The sequence below is a fragment of the Hymenobacter terrigena genome (assembly GCF_054776515.1).
Window position 1 is genome coordinate 373,310 of the sequence record NZ_BAAHBU010000004.1, and the last position, 14,704, is coordinate 388,013.

A 14,704-nucleotide genomic window follows, 5' to 3' on the forward strand; every position below is an offset into this window, starting at 1 on the left:
CGTTCTGCTTTTTACCCCATTGCCTTGTTAGTTATAGCCCCGTTCCGATGGCCATTAAGCCCCGCCGCAAGCCCACCGTTCTCCGCAAGCCCACTCATTTCCCCGCCGAAAACGTGGCCGAGCGCTGGGACGCGCGCCACCTGTTGGGCCACACCGAGTTCGATGAATTCCGCTTCGTGAACTGCGATTTCAGCGAGGCCGATTTCAGCCGGATACGCTTCACCGACTGCCTGTTTGAGCACTGTAACCTGAGCTCGGCCAAGCTGGCGGGCACGGCGCTGCAAAACGTGGCTTTCGCCGATTGCAAGTTGCTGGGGCTGCAGTTCACGGCCTGCCGCGACATGCTGTTTAGGGTGCATTTCGACCAGTGCCAACTGCGCTACGCCTCGTTTGCGGGCCGCGTGATGCCGGGCACGCGCTTCGTAGGCTGCAGCCTGGAAGAAGCCGATTTTGCCGATGCTGACCTCTCGGCGGCCGTGTTCGAAGGCTGCGCGTTGGCCGGGGCCGTGTTCCAGAATACGCGGCTGGCGGAGGCCGACTTTCGCAGTGCCACCGGCTTTGTTATCGACCCCGAGAGCAACGTCATTACCGGCGCGCACTTCACGCTCCATGGCTTGCTGGGGGTAGTAGCCAGGTACAACCTGATGGTGGAGTAACGTCAGATAAAAATTTGCAAAAAGGCCATTTCTTGCTCAAAAACAGCCTTCCTTGACGGACCAAACTTCCGGTTTCGATTTCGGCTAGTAGATTGCGCTGGAATTCCCATCTATGCCCGAAAGCCACCGTCTGATGAACAGATGGCATCCTACTTTCGGTTAATTGTCAGCACCCCGCGCCGTGGTACGGTTGGGCCGGCGGGCCCACGCTACCGGCCGCCTTGGCCAGCGCGCGGGTATTTTCTCACTTTGCTACAACGACCAGATGGCTAATCGCCGCGCTTCCATTACCGACCTGGCCAAAACGCTGGGCCTCTCGCCTTCCACCATTTCCCGCGCCCTCTCCGACCACGACGACGTGAGCGAGGCCACCAAGGCCCGCGTGCGCAAGCTGGCCGAGGAGTTGCACTACCAGCCCAATCAGCTGGCCGCCGCCCTGCGGCGGGGCCGCAGCAACACGCTGGGCGTGCTGGTGCCGCACATCACCGGTCATTTTTTTCCGCAAGTGGTGCACGGCATCGCCACCGAAGCCGCCAAGCTGGGCTTCAACGTGATGATTTGCCAGTCGAACGAAGACGCCCGGCAGGAGCAGAAAAACATCGACCTGCTGATGAACTCGCAGGTGGAAGGCATTCTGGTTTCGCTGGCCAATACCACCCAGAGCTTCGAGCATTTTGAGGCCGTGCGCCAGCAGAACATTCCGCTGGTGTTTTTCGACCGCATGGTGGAGGATTTTCAGGGCAGCAACGTAAGCGCCGTGGTGATTGATGACTATCAGGGCGCCTACCAGGTGGTAACGCACCTCATCGAGCAGGGCTGCACGCGCATTGCGCACTTCACCGGCCCGCTGCACCTGAGCATTCACAAAAACCGCCACCAGGGCTACCGCGACGCCCTCACGGCCCACGGCCTGCCCATCGACGAAGACCTGATTGCCTGCTTCGACATGAACCAGAAAAGCGGGGCCCAGGCCATGCGCCAGCTCCTGAAGCTGCCCCAGCGCCCCGACGCCGTGTTTTCGAGCAACGACCTGGCCGCTGTGGGTGCCTTGCAGGTGGTGAAAGCCCAGCGCCTGCGCGTGCCCGAGGACGTGGCCATTGTGGGCTTCAGCAACGAGATGTTCACCTCCCTCACCGAGCCCATGCTGAGCAGCGTGGACCAGCGCTGCGAGCAAATGGGCAAAACAGCGGTGCAGCTGCTGCAAAAAATGCTCAAAAGCGGCCCCAACCGCGTGGGTCCGCCCAAGCCCATTGTGCTCAAGCCCAAGCTGCTGGTGCGTGAGTCGTCGCAGAAACGGCGGTAGTTGTAGCGCGGACTTTTAGTCCGCGCATGGGCAGGACGGAACCGGCGAGGCGCGGACTCGCAGAGTCCACGCTACACCTTTACAGGCTCGAAAGCCGTAGGAAGCTATTTGTGCTGTTTCGCTGTTATCAATGGCGAAATCTTCCTGCTGTCTGATGCCTGATTCCGTCGCTACGCCGCCTGCTCCTCCCGTCAAGGTCACGCTCTGGACCCCGTTCATGTATGCCCTGTTCCGCGCCATCTGGATTGCGGGGCTGGTGTCGAACGTGGGGACCTGGATGCAGAACGTGGCCGGCGTGTGGCTTGTGACCACCCTCACCACCTCGGCCCTGGTGGTGGCTCTGATGCAGACGGCCACCTCGCTACCGGCCTTTCTGCTGAGCATGCCGGCTGGCGTGATGGCCGATTTGGTGGACCGCCGCCGGCTGCTGCTGCTCACGCAGGGCTTCATGGCATTGGTGGCTACCGCACTGGGCGTATTGACGTTGAACAACGGCATTTCGGCCTACGGGGTGCTGGGTTTCACGTTTTTGCTGGGCATGGGCGCAGCCCTGAACGCGCCCATCTGGCAGTCGATAGCCACGGAGTTGGTGCCCCGCCCGGCGCTGGGGTCGGCCATCACGCTGAACGGCGTGAGCAACAACATTGCCCGGGCCATCGGGCCGGCCATTGGCGGGGCTATTATTGCGTATTACTCGCCAGGTTGGGTGTTTTTGCTGAACGGGGTGTCGTTTCTGGGCACCTGGGCAGTGGTGTATTTCTGGAAGCGCCAGCCCACCGTGACCAGCGGGCCGGCCGAAAACTTCATCGGCGCGCTGCGGGCCGGAATGCGCTACGTGCAGTACTCGCCGGCCATTTATGGGGTGCTGGTGCGCACGTTTGCGTTTTCGTTTGGGGCGGCGGCCATGTGGGGGCTGGTGTCGGTGGTGGTGGCGCGGCGGCTGCACCTGAGCTCGGGCCACTACGGCGTGATGCTCTCGTGGCTGGGCGCGGGCGCCGTGACGGGGGCCATCATCATGGGCCGGGCCGGCTCGCGGCTCAATTTCAACCAGCGGGTGCTGCTGGGCGTGCTGGCCTTCGTGGGCACCAATACGGCGCTGGCACTGGTGAACCAGATTTACATTCTGTACGCGGTGATGTTCGTGTCAGGCATTGCCTGGCTGCTGGTGATGACCAGTTTCAGCACCACCGTGCAGCTGAGCGTGCCGCGCTGGGTGCAGGCCCGGGTCATCAGTGTGTACATGCTGGTGTTTCAGGCCGGCCTGTCGGTGGGCAGCTTGGTATGGGGCGAGCTGGCCGACCACCTCACGCTGCAGATTTCGCTGCTGGCCGCGGCGGGCTGGATGCTGGCCAGCACGCTGCTGGCCCTGCCTTTCCCCATGCGCTCGGCCGAGGGCCTGAACCTGGACCCCGCCGACGACCGCCCGCACACCGTGGGCAACGGCACCATCGACCCCGACGATGGACCCGTGCTCGTCACCATTGAGTACCACGTCGAACCGGAAAACTGGGCCGCCTTCCACCTGGCGGCCGAGCAGCTGAAACGCCTGCGCCTGCGCGATGGAGCTTTGCGGGCCGGTGTATTTGCCGACGTGAACGACCCCACGCGCATTTCCGAGTTTTTCTACCTGGCCACCTGGGGCGAGCACCAGCGCCAGCATCACCGCTTCACCCGCGAAGACCAGGTGGTGGAAGCTGCCGTGCGTCGCCTGCACTCCGGCCCCGACGCGCCCCGCGTAACCCACCTGCTGGCTTTCCCCAACACCTCCAACGTGGAAGAAGCCACGCCCATTTCCACCCTGGAAAGCCAGCGGTGATTGACGCGCCTTACTGCCGGGCCTGGCGGCGGTGCTCGTCGAGCCAGGCGTTGGCCGCCCCTTCATCGATGAAGCGGGCGTATTGAAACGGGTCAGTCGAGTTGGGCGAAATAATGGGCAGGCTAGCTTCCTCTTGCAATTCGCGCAGGTGGTTGGGCAGCACGAGGAAGGCCACGCACAGGCGGCCGCCCATTTCTCGCTGTACGTTGAGCAGGAAGGTCGTCACCACCCATTCGGGACCATTGCGGCGCCGGTCGACGCGGCGGCGGGCATCCATCAGCCAGTGCGAGCAGTTGTGCTCCAGCGCGGCCAGACGCATGGTTTCGTAGCCCTCGTGCAACTGCGCATCGGTAATGGAGCACAGCCAGCGGCCAATCAGCAGGCGGGAATCTGGCCGGTAGGCTACGTGCAAAAAGGCGGTCGAAGCTAATTCCTGGTACATAACCGGCGGCAGAAGAGGCAGCCAAAGCTACACAAAATAGCTCGGCATTAGCTGGGTGCTTGTCATTCGGATAGCGACTAAACTCCCCTCCCCCGGCAACCGCACTACACCGGATTACTGGCCAGATTGCGCTCCCACAGCTGCTTCAGAAACTCCTGCTCGGCCAGCCACTGGCCCTGCCGCCCCAGCAGCCACTGCTCCGATTTTTCGTCCTGTGGCGTTTCGGCCACATGGCCCAGCGGCTTGAGGCGGCCGGCGGCAAAAGCCAGGCAGGCCCGGAAATCTTCCGGCTCCAACGCCGGGTGTTGGGCCCGAATTTCGTCCGTAGTCAGCCCGGAGGCCAGCCACTCAAGCACTTGCCATACGGGATAACGCAGCCCCCGCACGGTGGGCTGCCCTTCACAAATAGCTGGATGAATGGTGATGCGGGGAATGGTCGGGAAATTCATCCCCCAAAATACAGCCGCGCGCTGAAGTGCGCAACCCCTACCGTCGCTAGAGCAGCCGTTCCAGGTCGCCGGGGCGGTTGATGCGCAACGGGGCTTCTTCTTCGCTCAGCTGGCCGAAGCCGTAGGTGGCGAAGATGAACGGCACGCCGGCTGCCTCGCTGGCGGCCAGGTCGCCGGGGGTATCGCCCACGTACACGGGCGCTTGCAGGTCGTATTCGGCCATGATTTCGCGGATGTTTTCCGATTTCGGCAGCAGCTTGGTCCCGAAGCACTGGTGGCCTTCAAAGTAGCGCTCCAACCCGCTGTGTTTGAAGAACCCTTCCACGTAGCCGCGCTGGCAGTTGCTCACGATGAACAGTCGGTAGCCCTGATTCAGCAGGTAGCGCAGGGTGATTTCGAGGCCGGGGTAGAGCGTGCCGCCGTGCTCCACGGCGGCGGCCAACTCCTGTTGGGCGCAGAGGGCGCGGTACTCGTCGAGCTTTTCGGCGGGCAGGTTGGGAAACAGGCGCTCATAGACCACGGTGTAGGGCTGGCCGGTCACGGCCTGCACCTGGGCCAGGGTCACGTCATTATCGATGTAGTCGACGCTGCTTTTAGCGGCCTGGAAGGCTTTGGTGATGGCGGCCGAGGCATCCCAGAGGGTGCCGTCGAGGTCAAAGATTACGCTGTCGAATTGGTCGGGCATGGGGCAAGGAAAACGGGCGGGGCAAGTGGTTTCGCCCGGCTCCTAACCGGCTGAGGCGCGCCGGGGTTCTTATTCGTACAAATCCTGCGGGTCGGCGGCGGCCAGCTCCACCAGGAATTGGGCAATGTTGGTGGTTACGACTTCGAGGAAAGCCGCGCCTTTTTCGGCCGTGGCGGCGGCCGGGTTGCCCACGCCGGTATCGGCCGAAACCTGGCTCCACTCGCGCTGCGCCCAGGCCCAGCCCTGCCGCAGCGCCGCAATGCGGAACTGCTTGGCCGCGCCATCGCCGGCTTCGGACAATGGGCTCACAAAATCGGGCACCAGGTGCATCATCACGCTGGTTTCCAACTCGTCGGCGTGGTCGCCGGGGGCGGAGAAATACTGGTTGCGGTCGGCCGCTTTGAACCAGTTGAGCGTGCTCAGGAATACATTGGGGAAATCGGCTTGCAGCTCGCGCAGAATCTGGCGGAAATCGTTGCCGCCGTGCCCGTTCAGAATCACCAGCTTCGGGATGCCCTGCCGGGCCAGCGTGTGCACGATGTCGCCCAGAATAGCCAGCTGAGTACTGGGGTTCAGGTTCATATCCAGGGTGATGTCGAGCTGGCCGGTGTTCACCCCAAATGGGATGCAGGGCAGCACCACCACTTTCGCGCCCTGGTCCCAGGCCTTGCGGGCGGCCTCGGCGGCCACGTAGTCCGACTGGATATTATCGGTGGCGTAGGGCAAGTGGTAGTTGTGCGCCTCGGTGGCGCCCCAGGGCAATATCACCACTTCATAGTTGGCTTCCTGAACGGTTTTCCAGGTGGTTTCGGCGAGGATGTAGGGACGTGGGGCCATGGTGGGAATGGAAATAATTTGATAGAAGACAGCTGCACTCGCGGCTTATAGACCTGTTGCACCTACTGGCTTTTGCGCATCAGCTGCCACTTGGCTCGTGTGTAAGCAATACGGAAGCCGTGACGCTCTGCGTTGCGTTGCGACTGGCTGCCGGGCAGCGCGCCCATCATGGCCAGAGTGCAGCCGGCAGCGGCCGCATGCTGCAGCCTTACCGCCAGCAGCGCTGCCTGGGCACCCTGCCGCCGCCCGGCGGGCACCGTGCTGGCACCAGCCAGTAGGGCCACGCTGCCGTGCATATACAGGCTGGCCGTGGCAATGGCCACGCCCTGGACCTCCGCCACAAAACACGTTATGCCCGTGCTCTGAGCACTAATAGCACCCAGTTCTCGCAGAAAAGCAGTTAGCGTGGGGGCTTCTTCCAGCCAGCCAGCGGCGGCGGTGCTGGCCCAGGCATCGGCTTCTTCCGGGCCGATAACGCGAATGTGAAGGCTCGAATGCGACGGCGCGGGCACGCTGGCACTGGTCAGGCTTTGGTACAGTACGCTGGTGAATTCGATGGGTTGGTAGCCGCGCGTGCCCAACAACGGCAGCAACGCCGGGCTGGCCAATGGGCTTATTTCATGTAGAACCGGGGCTTGGCGTGCTGCAAAAAAGGATTCGATGCGCTCCAGGTCGACGGCCGTTGCTTCTTCAAACAACCCCAGGCCGAAGGTTTGAGTGAGTGGCGATTCAGGACCATCGAACAGAACGTAGGTGCCGGCCACAGTCTGCCATTCCGCTCCACTTTCCGGAAAAAGCCGGGCGCGCGCCTCTACAAACGCCGCGTTGCAGCGGGCTTCGGTCAGTTCCAGGCGCTGGGCTAAGTCGTGGTCAGCAAAAATCATGGGGGAATGCGAAAAGCTGAGCAGGCTCAATCAAGCCGGTGTGCCAGGCCGCTCCAGCAGCACGATGGGCTGGGTGTGGTAGGTGGCGCGGGCGTATTCCTGGTAACCGAATTTAGCTGCCAGGCGCAGCGACGGCTCATTTTCGGGATGAATGATGCACACGGTTCGCACCGGCCCGAAATAGCTTTCGCCCCACGCCAATACGGCTGCTACCGCCTCTGAGGCGTAGCCCTTGCCGTGGATAGCCGGGTCCATCACCCAGCCAATTTCCGGGGCGTCGCCCAGCGGCGGCTCGATGGCGCGCTTCAGGTGCAGAAATCCCACGGCTCCCACAAACCGGCCGCTCTCCTTTTCTTCTACTGCCCAGAATCCGTAACCCGTTATCAGCCAATGGCCGGCGCTGCGCAACACCAGCTTCCAGACTTCCTCGGCGGGCATGGGCTCGGGGGTGAAATAGCGGTGGTAGGCAAGCTGCCGGCTCATGGCAAACCAAGGGTCGAAATCGTCGGCGCGGAAGCCGCGCAGGCGCAGGCGGCTGGTTTCCAGCACGGGCACTAGCGAGGGGGGCGTGTGGGCTAAAGACATGACGGCAACTTACGGCCGGCCGGCCAAACTCCGGGCTTTCCTAAAGCAAAAGCCCCCGTGCCAGCCGGCACAGGAGCTTTTTACACACTATTTACCAACCTGTTATGCTACCAAGAGCCGCTGTTGTCACTGCCGCTATCGAAGCCTCCGCCGCCGGTGTCGTTGGAGGAAGTGTCATCGTAAGACGAGTTGTTATCATCGCCCGAGAAGTAGTCCGAGTTGTTGTCGGCCGCCGTGTTGTCGTCGGAGAAATAATCGGGGGACGAGTTGTCGGCCGTGCCGCCGTCGCGGTTGGAGAAGTAGTCGCTGGCCGCACCCGTGCCAGCCGCTCCGGCCGCACCCGCGCCGGTGTTGAAGTTGTTGTTATTGTTGTCGTAGTTCGACAGGTTCTGGCCCGAAGTATCGTGGCCCGAGGCCATGCGGTTGCCGAGGTAAGCACCGGCCGCGGCGGCCGCACCGGTAGCCAGCATCCCGCCAATGCCGGGGCCGCTGCTCTGGTTTGGCACGTTGCCGTAGCCGGGGCCGTAGTTGCCGGGATTTTGCGCCTGGCCGTACCCGCCTGTGGGGCCATTGGGCCGGTTAGGCAGGAAATTGGGGGTGCCGCCCGGGTTGTTAGCCGCCGCGCTCCGGCCTTTAAACATCCGGACCACAAACCACAAAATACCGCCAATTATCAGCGCGCCGATGAGCAGCGTGCCCATGCCCGGGCCGGAGGAAACTGGTTCCGTAGGCACCGTATTTACCGGTTCGGAAGTGGTGGCAGGATATTGATTGTCCTGCGACAGATTAGTCGACGGGTTTTCGGCGGCCGAATTGCTAGCGGTCATGCCCGAAGCAGCAGCAGCCGTCCGGTCTTTTTTGGGAGCCGAGCTGGGATTGGCCGTTACCATCAGCGTGTTCAGCCCCGCGCGCAGGCCGGCGAAATAGTTCCCCTGCTTGAAGCCGGGCGTCATTTCATTGATAACGCGGCTGGTGACCTCAGGCGTGATGACGCTTTGCAGGCCGCTGCCGGCCTGGATGGTGACTTTGTGCTCCTTAGCGCCCAGCAGCACCACAATGCCGTTGTTCTTGTCGCGCTGGCCCACGCCCCAGGCGGTGCCGAGGGCGCGGCCGTAGTCGGCCACGTCGCGGCCGCCCAGCGTGGGCACGGTCACTACTACTACCTGGGTGCCGGTGTTGTCGGCGTAGCGGCGCAGGCCGGCATCCAGCTTTTTGGCATCGGCCGGCTGCATGAGCTGGGCCTCGTCGTTCACAAACTTGAACGGCGTAGGCCGGGGCGGCAGGGCATCGGTCTGGGCCAGCGCGGGTTGCGCCAGCCCAGCCGAGACAAATAGAAAGACGAAAAACAGGAGACGGGACATAGCTCAGCGGGTTGAAGTGATGAAGGAACGGGTATCTGCGAACCTTCTACGACTGTTGCCGCCAATTAGCTGCCTACGAGGCCACCCGGACTTTCAGCACCAGCTTTTTGTCCTTCTCCACACCGTCGACTTTGATGTTGGGCCGATGCACATCCTGCGGAAAAAAGATGTAGATGGTGCCCGGCTTGGCTTCATAAAGCTTACCCTCGGCGCTGTAGTTGGCCACGTCGCGGGCCTCGTCGTAGGGCTTGATGACGGTGGCTTTGTCGATGGGCACCACGCCGATTTTCTCGGCGCCCTGCACCACGTACTGCATGTCGATGTACTTGCGGTGCGACTCCCAGTTGGTTTTGTCGTAGTCCTTGGTGGGGTTTTCGGTCACGGCGGCCGTCACGTTTTCGCCATCCACCGGGTACTTGCCGGGCGTGAGCTGGTCGAGGTTGGTATCCCGGAAGTAAGCAAACGCCTTGTCCCAAACCGCCTTGTTGGCGTGGTACTGCTTCGCAAACTCGACCTTATCAATCGACTCCTGCACATTCAGCTTCAGGCCGTTGGCCCACTCGCGTTTTTTAAACCACTTTTCGGCTTTTTTCTTGGTCCAGGTTTCGGTGGCGGGCGCGGTTTGGGCACGGGCACCGAAGCCCAGGGCAGCCACGCCCAGCATCAGCAGGGCGGTTTTCAGGAGGGGATTTTTCATTATTGGCAAAGAGGAGGAAGCAAAGATTTGGGAGCGGAAAGATAACCGCTCACTGGCAGCTTCCGTGCCAGCTACGCCGCTTTGGCCACGGGCTCCACGGCGCGCTCGAAGCGCGGCCGGCCATCAGCGCTAATGTCGGCGGGCACGAAGCCGTTGCGCAGCAGCACCTGCTGGGCGGCAAGGTTGTCGGCGGGCGGGCGGGCGATAAGCTGGCGCACCAGGCCAGTATCGGCGGCTTGCTGCACCAGGCCGGCCACCAACTCGGTGCCGAGGCCCTGGCCCTGCCACTCGGCCGCGATGGAATAGGTGATTTCGGCCGTGCCGGCGGCATCGGGCCGGCCCAGGAAGCCGCCGGCGCCCACCAGCGTGCGGGGCGCGGTGTCGTCGGCCTTGCGCAGGGCGTACCAAGCGTACCAGCCCGCGGCATCGCGCCCGCCGGCGGTGAGCTCTTCCAGGAACTGTTCCTGGGCCGGGCGGTCGTGCTGGGCGGGGGGCCAGTCGGCGGGCAGGGCCGCGCCGAGGAGCACGGGGAAATACTGGGGCTTGTGAAGCTCGGCCGTGAGCAGCGCGCGGCTGGCGGCGAGAATCTGAAGGTGCGGGGTTTGGGTGATGAGCGGAATCATATGCCTGCATTATACGGCGCAGATGGCCAGCGGGCGGCGTAGCGGCGGCACTTTTGCAGGCGGTCGGGCGGCGGCGCGGCCAATGCGGTACTTTATTCAGCATAAATTGGAGCATTGACGAAGTCCAGCCCTGCCGAATATCTTTACTCCCCCCGCTACCGCTCTTTTCGCCCCTCGCCATGACCTCCAAACTACTCCTCTACACGGCTATTCTGCTGGCAGCCCGCACGGTTAGCGCTACTTCTATTGGCTCGATTCAGGGCACGGGCGCGGCGGCCAAGGCCGGCAGCTACACCGTGGAGGGGATTGTGACGGGCGTCTACGCCAACCTGAAACCGGCCGGCTTCTACATTCAGGATGACAAGGCCACGGCCGACGGCAACCCCGCCACTTCCGACGCCATTTTCGTGATTCAGGCCGACCCCAACGTGAAGGTGGGCGACAAGGTGCGCGTGACCGGCGTGGTGCGCGAGGACGATGCCGCTCCTTCCTTCGGCCAGGCCGTGATAACGGAGCCGGGCTTTGTGGTCATTTCTTCGGGCAATGCGCTGCCGGATTTCGTGCGCCTCGTCAACAGCGAGTTTGCGGCCGACAAGGCCGAGCGCTACGAAGGCATGCGGGTGCAGTTCACCGCGCCCCTCACCGTCACCGACAACTACAACCTGAAGCAACGCGGCGAGCTCACGGTTTCGACCGAGGGCCTGACCTACCAGGCCACGCAGTTCATCGACCCCAACGATAACCCCGCCACCGGCACCAACAGCAGCGGCACCAGCAACCTGGCCGCCGTGAACGCCTATCAGGCCGCCAACGACCGCCGCAGCCTGGTCCTTGATGATGGCAGCTCGGCCATCAACCCCACGCCCACGCCCTACCTCGATGCTCACTTCCATACCGTGCGCGTGGGCAGCACCCTGAGCAACATCGGTGGCATTCTGGCCTATGGCTACGGGCGCTGGCGCTTGCAGCCGCTGGCCGGGGCCGATGCGCCCGTGATTAACGTAGTGCGGCCGCTCACGCCGCCCGCCTTCGGCCCGCTCGACCTGAAGCTGGCCAGCTTCAACGTGTTCAACTACTTCAACGGCGACGGCGCGGGCGGCGGCTTTCCCACCCCGCGCGGGGCCAAAACGGCGGCCGACTTCCAGCGCCAGCGCACCAAAATCATCCTGGCCCTCGCCCAGATGAACGCCGACATCGTGGGCCTCACCGAGATTGAAAACGACGGCAATGGCTCCACGGCGGCCATTCAGGACCTGGTAGATGGCCTGAACAAGGCCGTGGGCGCGGGCACCTACATCTTCGTGAACGACGGCAACGCCGAGCGCCAGACCAACAATACCGACCTCATTCACTGCGCCATTATCTACAAGCCGAGCGTGGTGGCGCCGCTGGGGCCGCCCATGGTGGCCACTGTGCAGGGGGTGTTTGAGCGGCCGCCGCTGGCGCAGGTGTTCATAACGAAACGCAAGGAGCGGCCCGATACGCTGGGCTTCATCGTGAACCACTTCAAGAGCAAGAGCAGCGGCAGCGGGGTCGATGCCGACCAGAACGACGGCCAGGGCGGCTCCAACGCCCGCCGCAAGGCCCAGGCCCGCGCCCTGGTCGAGTTCATCAACAAAACCGTGCGGCCGGCCGGGGCCGCGCGCATTGTGAGCGCCGGCGACTACAACGCCAACTACGAGGAAGACCCCATCGACATCCTGCGGGCCGCCGGCTTCGTGCCGGCCACGCCGCCCACCAGCGCGTCCTACGTGTTCAAGGGCCTCACCGGCTCGCTCGACCACGCCGTGGTGACGCCCAACCTAGTGGGCTTTGTGGACGTGCAGAAGTGGCACATCAACTCGGCCGAGCCGCCCGTGCTCGAATATGACCAGGCCGGCGAAGCCACCGACATCACCACGCCCTTCCGCTGCTCCGACCACGACCCCGTGCTGATTGGGGTGAACTTCGCGGGCATTCGCAACGCCTCGTCCAACCGGACCAACCGCCTGTTCGTGTACCCCGGGCCGGCGGCCGGGCGGCAGGCGTTCAGCCTGGCCGATGTGCCCGCCAGCGCCGGCGCGCTCACCCTCGACTTTGCCCTGCCCCAGGGCGGCCTCCGGCTGCTCTCGCTGCACGGCACGCCCGCCCTGCTGGGCAGCCAGCTCAACGACTACACGGCCCACCTCGCGCCCGGCATCTACGTGGTGACGCTGCGCGGCCAGGGCTACCAGAAAACCCAGCGCGTGATGAAGGAATAGCGGCCCGCGCTGCCTCTGGGGTACGAGTGGCTTACCTTTGTCGCAATGCCCAGCCTTTTGCCCAGCCTGTATTTTGAAAACGCTGCGGGCGAAGTGCTGACGGACCCCGCCGGTTTTCTGCGCACCAACTGGAGCAGCCACAAGCGCAGCCCGGAAGCCACCCGGGCCATCTTCGAGAACATGCTGCGGGCTTTGCAACAGCGCGGCTGGAGCCGCATTCTGATTAATCAGCAGGCCATGATTCCCTTCACCCCGGAGGAGCAGCGCTGGATTGCCCACGAGTGGCTGCCCCGGGCCGTGCAGGCCGGCTACCGCCACGGGGCCGTAGTGGTGTCGCCCAACGTGCTGGTGCGCCTGGCCACGGCCTTCGTCACCACCAGCATCCAGGGCATGCCTTTGGTGTACCGCTCCTTCGATACCGTGGCCAATGCGCAACGCTGGCTGGTACTACAGCCCGCCGCGCCTCAGTAGGTCCGGCGGTTGCTCCAACGCCTCAGGAATTAAGAATCAGCCGCGCCTCACTGCCCCTTTGGCTGGTAGCCGGTGGGGGGGATGTTCTGATTCACCCGAAACAGGTTGTGCGGGTCGTAGGTGGTTTTGATGGCCACCAGCCGCTCGTAGTGCGGGCCGTAGGTGGCTTTCACGCGGTCGGTGCCTTCGTCCATCATGAAATTGACGTAGGCGCCCCCGGCCGAATACGGGTGCATGGCCTCCCAATACTCTTTGGCCCAGTGCGTGATGTCCGCGGCCCGGGTGGGTTCAGTTTCGGCCCCCAGGATGACCATGGACCAGGTGGCGTTGCGGTAAGCCCAGGCGGTGTCATCCGGAGCCACGCGGGCCGCCGCCCCGTTGATGGGGTACAGGTGCATGGTGGAAAGCGGACTGGGCAGCATTTCGGCAAAATGCAGGTGAATGTCGATGGCCTCGTCGGGCAGCTCGTTGATGAAGTCGGCCTTCCAGTAATACTGAATGTACGGGGGCGTCAGCCCGTCGAACATGCTTTGCAGAGCCGGCACCGGCAGGGTGCCCAGCAGGTCGAGGGCCGGCGGCCAGGCCTTGCGAATGGGCGCAAAAACCTGCTCGGCCTGATCGGCTGGCCCGCTGTAGTTCCACACGATGCCGCACATTTTTTTGCCGTGCAGCTGCTCGGGGAAGGGCGGACCGGGCGGCACCGTGAGAAAGGCAAAAAAGCCGTTCAGCTCGTCGGGGGCGTCTTTGATGAAGGTGCGGTACCACTGCATCACGGGCTTGGCGTCGCTCAGCTCCCAGAGCATGGGCCCGGCATACACGGTGCTGATGGGGTGCGAGCGGAACAAAAACGAAGTGACGATGCCGAAGTTGCCGCCGCCGCCGCGCAGCGCCCAGAACAGGTCGGGGTGCTCGGTGGCCGAGGCTTTTACCATGCTGCCGTCGGCCAGCACCACGTCGGCTTCCAGCAGGTTGTCGATGGAGAGGCCGCAGCGGCGCGTGAAGTGCCCCATGCCCCCGCCCAGCGTGATGCCGCCCACGCCGGTAGTCGAAATGATGCCGCTCGGCACCAGCACCCCGAAAGCGTGCGTCACGTGGTCGAGGTCGCCGAGGTGGCAGCCGCCTTCCACGCGCACGGTTTTGTCCACGGGGTCGACGTGGATGCCGTTCAGCTGCGACAGGTCAATCACCAGCCCATCATCGCAGAGGCCAAGGCCGGCCCCGCTGTGGCCGCCGCCCCGCACCGCCACCAGCAGGTGGTGCTCGCGGGCGTAGTTCACGGCCGCAATCACGTCGGCATCGTCGGCGCAGTAGGCAATGGCGGCGGGCCGCTTGTCAATCATGGCGTTGTGCACCCGGCGGCTGGCGTCGTAGTCGGGGTGGTGGGGTTCGATGAGCCTGCCGCGCAGGTCCACGGTGAAAGGGGAGGCGATTTCGTCGACGAGCATGACCGTAAGGTGTTGAGGAGCGCAGATGCGCTGGGTGAAAGAATCAGGCCTGGGTAGCCGCCCCACGCCCCGCAGCAAGCCGTGACCGGGCTACCGATTATTAATATATAAAAATAACTATTAATTTATATAAAATACACATTTTATCTCGCTGCCCATCCCCCAAACGCAAACCAGCCGCCCCCGGAACGGAAGCGGCTGGCTACACGG

At 63.5% G+C, this 14,704-nt stretch carries 15 protein-coding genes; 5 read left to right on the forward strand and 10 right to left on the reverse strand.

Translation table 11 applies throughout. The features are described from left to right. Positions 1 to 47 precede the first annotated feature (47 nt). The 3 genes from ACYU7Q_RS18085 (at position 48) to ACYU7Q_RS18095 (ending at position 3,775) form a co-directional block, all read left to right on the forward strand. On the forward strand, positions 48 to 656 hold the full coding sequence (locus ACYU7Q_RS18085; protein ID WP_460610828.1) for a pentapeptide repeat-containing protein: 609 nt from the start codon (positions 48 to 50) through the stop codon (positions 654 to 656). Between the two features lie 163 nt (positions 657 to 819). After that, positions 820 to 1,959 (forward strand): LacI family DNA-binding transcriptional regulator, encoded by a 1,140-nt coding sequence (locus tag ACYU7Q_RS18090; RefSeq protein ID WP_460610829.1) that lies wholly within the window; start codon positions 820 to 822, stop codon positions 1,957 to 1,959. A 154-nt stretch (positions 1,960 to 2,113) separates the two neighbouring features. Further along, positions 2,114 to 3,775: an MFS transporter gene (locus ACYU7Q_RS18095; RefSeq protein ID WP_460610830.1), complete on the forward strand. Its 1,662-nt coding sequence runs from the start codon at positions 2,114 to 2,116 to the stop codon at positions 3,773 to 3,775. Between the two features lie 10 nt (positions 3,776 to 3,785). Here the strand turns inward: ACYU7Q_RS18095 and ACYU7Q_RS18100 are convergent, their stop codons facing one another. From ACYU7Q_RS18100 to ACYU7Q_RS18140, 9 genes are all read right to left on the reverse strand, one after another. Further along, positions 3,786 to 4,217: a hypothetical protein gene (locus ACYU7Q_RS18100; protein WP_460610831.1), complete on the reverse strand. Its 432-nt coding sequence runs from the start codon at positions 4,215 to 4,217 to the stop codon at positions 3,786 to 3,788. A gap of 104 nt (positions 4,218 to 4,321) precedes the next feature. After that, entirely contained in the window at positions 4,322 to 4,666 is a 345-nt protein-coding gene (locus ACYU7Q_RS18105) for a DUF433 domain-containing protein (RefSeq protein WP_460610832.1), read from the reverse strand. Positions 4,667 to 4,712: 46 nt separating this feature from the next. Further along, a complete protein-coding gene (locus ACYU7Q_RS18110) occupies positions 4,713 to 5,351 on the reverse strand; it encodes an HAD family hydrolase (protein ID WP_460610833.1) in 639 nt (212 codons plus the stop codon). Positions 5,352 to 5,420: 69 nt separating this feature from the next. Further along, positions 5,421 to 6,188, reverse strand: a complete 768-nt coding sequence (locus ACYU7Q_RS18115; protein WP_460610834.1) for a creatininase family protein — start codon at positions 6,186 to 6,188, stop codon at positions 5,421 to 5,423. A gap of 62 nt (positions 6,189 to 6,250) precedes the next feature. Beyond that, positions 6,251 to 7,072, reverse strand: a complete 822-nt coding sequence (locus ACYU7Q_RS18120) for a GNAT family N-acetyltransferase (RefSeq protein WP_460610835.1) — start codon at positions 7,070 to 7,072, stop codon at positions 6,251 to 6,253. 30 nt (positions 7,073 to 7,102) lie between these two features. Then, complete coding sequence (locus ACYU7Q_RS18125; RefSeq protein ID WP_460610836.1) at positions 7,103 to 7,657, reverse strand: GNAT family N-acetyltransferase; 555 nt, start codon at positions 7,655 to 7,657, stop codon at positions 7,103 to 7,105. A 107-nt stretch (positions 7,658 to 7,764) separates the two neighbouring features. After that, on the reverse strand, positions 7,765 to 9,018 hold the full coding sequence (locus tag ACYU7Q_RS18130; protein ID WP_460610837.1) for a TPM domain-containing protein: 1,254 nt from the start codon (positions 9,016 to 9,018) through the stop codon (positions 7,765 to 7,767). Positions 9,019 to 9,091: 73 nt separating this feature from the next. After that, positions 9,092 to 9,715 carry a NanQ anomerase/TabA/YiaL family protein gene (locus ACYU7Q_RS18135; RefSeq protein ID WP_460610838.1) on the reverse strand — a complete coding sequence of 208 codons (624 nt, stop codon included), beginning with the start codon at positions 9,713 to 9,715 and terminating at the stop codon, positions 9,092 to 9,094. 71 nt (positions 9,716 to 9,786) lie between these two features. Continuing rightward, the gene (locus tag ACYU7Q_RS18140; protein WP_460610839.1) at positions 9,787 to 10,338 is read right to left on the reverse strand and encodes a GNAT family N-acetyltransferase; all 552 of its coding nucleotides are present in this window, start codon (positions 10,336 to 10,338) and stop codon (positions 9,787 to 9,789) included. Positions 10,339 to 10,517: 179 nt separating this feature from the next. Here ACYU7Q_RS18140 and ACYU7Q_RS18145 point away from each other — a divergent pair, with 179 nt between their 5' ends. Together ACYU7Q_RS18145 and ACYU7Q_RS18150 are read left to right on the forward strand one after the other, a co-directional pair. After that, positions 10,518 to 12,578, forward strand: a complete 2,061-nt coding sequence (locus ACYU7Q_RS18145) for an ExeM/NucH family extracellular endonuclease (protein ID WP_460610840.1) — start codon at positions 10,518 to 10,520, stop codon at positions 12,576 to 12,578. Positions 12,579 to 12,623: 45 nt separating this feature from the next. After that, the gene (locus ACYU7Q_RS18150; RefSeq protein WP_460610841.1) at positions 12,624 to 13,049 is read left to right on the forward strand and encodes a hypothetical protein; all 426 of its coding nucleotides are present in this window, start codon (positions 12,624 to 12,626) and stop codon (positions 13,047 to 13,049) included. Positions 13,050 to 13,096: 47 nt separating this feature from the next. On the opposite strand, the gene ACYU7Q_RS18155 is transcribed toward ACYU7Q_RS18150, so the two are convergent. Then, positions 13,097 to 14,494, reverse strand: coding sequence for an FAD-binding oxidoreductase (locus tag ACYU7Q_RS18155; protein WP_460610843.1), 1,398 nt, complete (start codon positions 14,492 to 14,494; stop codon positions 13,097 to 13,099). Positions 14,495 to 14,704: the final 210 nt, after the last annotated feature.

Excerpts from the sequence above, each read along its gene's own strand:
- ACYU7Q_RS18155 (WP_460610843.1), bottom strand. The coding sequence starts at position 14,494 with ATGCTCGTCGACGAAATCGCCTCCCCTTTCACCGTGGACCTGCGCGGC.
- ACYU7Q_RS18145 (WP_460610840.1), top strand. The coding sequence starts at position 10,518 with ATGACCTCCAAACTACTCCTCTACACGGCTATTCTGCTGGCAGCCCGC.
- ACYU7Q_RS18110 (WP_460610833.1), bottom strand. The coding sequence starts at position 5,351 with ATGCCCGACCAATTCGACAGCGTAATCTTTGACCTCGACGGCACCCTC.
- ACYU7Q_RS18100 (WP_460610831.1), bottom strand. The coding sequence starts at position 4,217 with ATGTACCAGGAATTAGCTTCGACCGCCTTTTTGCACGTAGCCTACCGG.
- ACYU7Q_RS18105 (WP_460610832.1), bottom strand. The coding sequence starts at position 4,666 with ATGAATTTCCCGACCATTCCCCGCATCACCATTCATCCAGCTATTTGT.
- ACYU7Q_RS18140 (WP_460610839.1), bottom strand. The coding sequence starts at position 10,338 with ATGATTCCGCTCATCACCCAAACCCCGCACCTTCAGATTCTCGCCGCC.
- ACYU7Q_RS18085 (WP_460610828.1), top strand. The coding sequence starts at position 48 with ATGGCCATTAAGCCCCGCCGCAAGCCCACCGTTCTCCGCAAGCCCACT.
- ACYU7Q_RS18095 (WP_460610830.1), top strand. The coding sequence starts at position 2,114 with ATGCCTGATTCCGTCGCTACGCCGCCTGCTCCTCCCGTCAAGGTCACG.
- ACYU7Q_RS18115 (WP_460610834.1), bottom strand. The coding sequence starts at position 6,188 with ATGGCCCCACGTCCCTACATCCTCGCCGAAACCACCTGGAAAACCGTT.
- ACYU7Q_RS18130 (WP_460610837.1), bottom strand. The coding sequence starts at position 9,018 with ATGTCCCGTCTCCTGTTTTTCGTCTTTCTATTTGTCTCGGCTGGGCTG.
- ACYU7Q_RS18125 (WP_460610836.1), bottom strand. The coding sequence starts at position 7,657 with ATGTCTTTAGCCCACACGCCCCCCTCGCTAGTGCCCGTGCTGGAAACC.
- ACYU7Q_RS18120 (WP_460610835.1), bottom strand. The coding sequence starts at position 7,072 with ATGATTTTTGCTGACCACGACTTAGCCCAGCGCCTGGAACTGACCGAA.
- ACYU7Q_RS18150 (WP_460610841.1), top strand. The coding sequence starts at position 12,624 with ATGCCCAGCCTTTTGCCCAGCCTGTATTTTGAAAACGCTGCGGGCGAA.
- ACYU7Q_RS18135 (WP_460610838.1), bottom strand. The coding sequence starts at position 9,715 with ATGAAAAATCCCCTCCTGAAAACCGCCCTGCTGATGCTGGGCGTGGCT.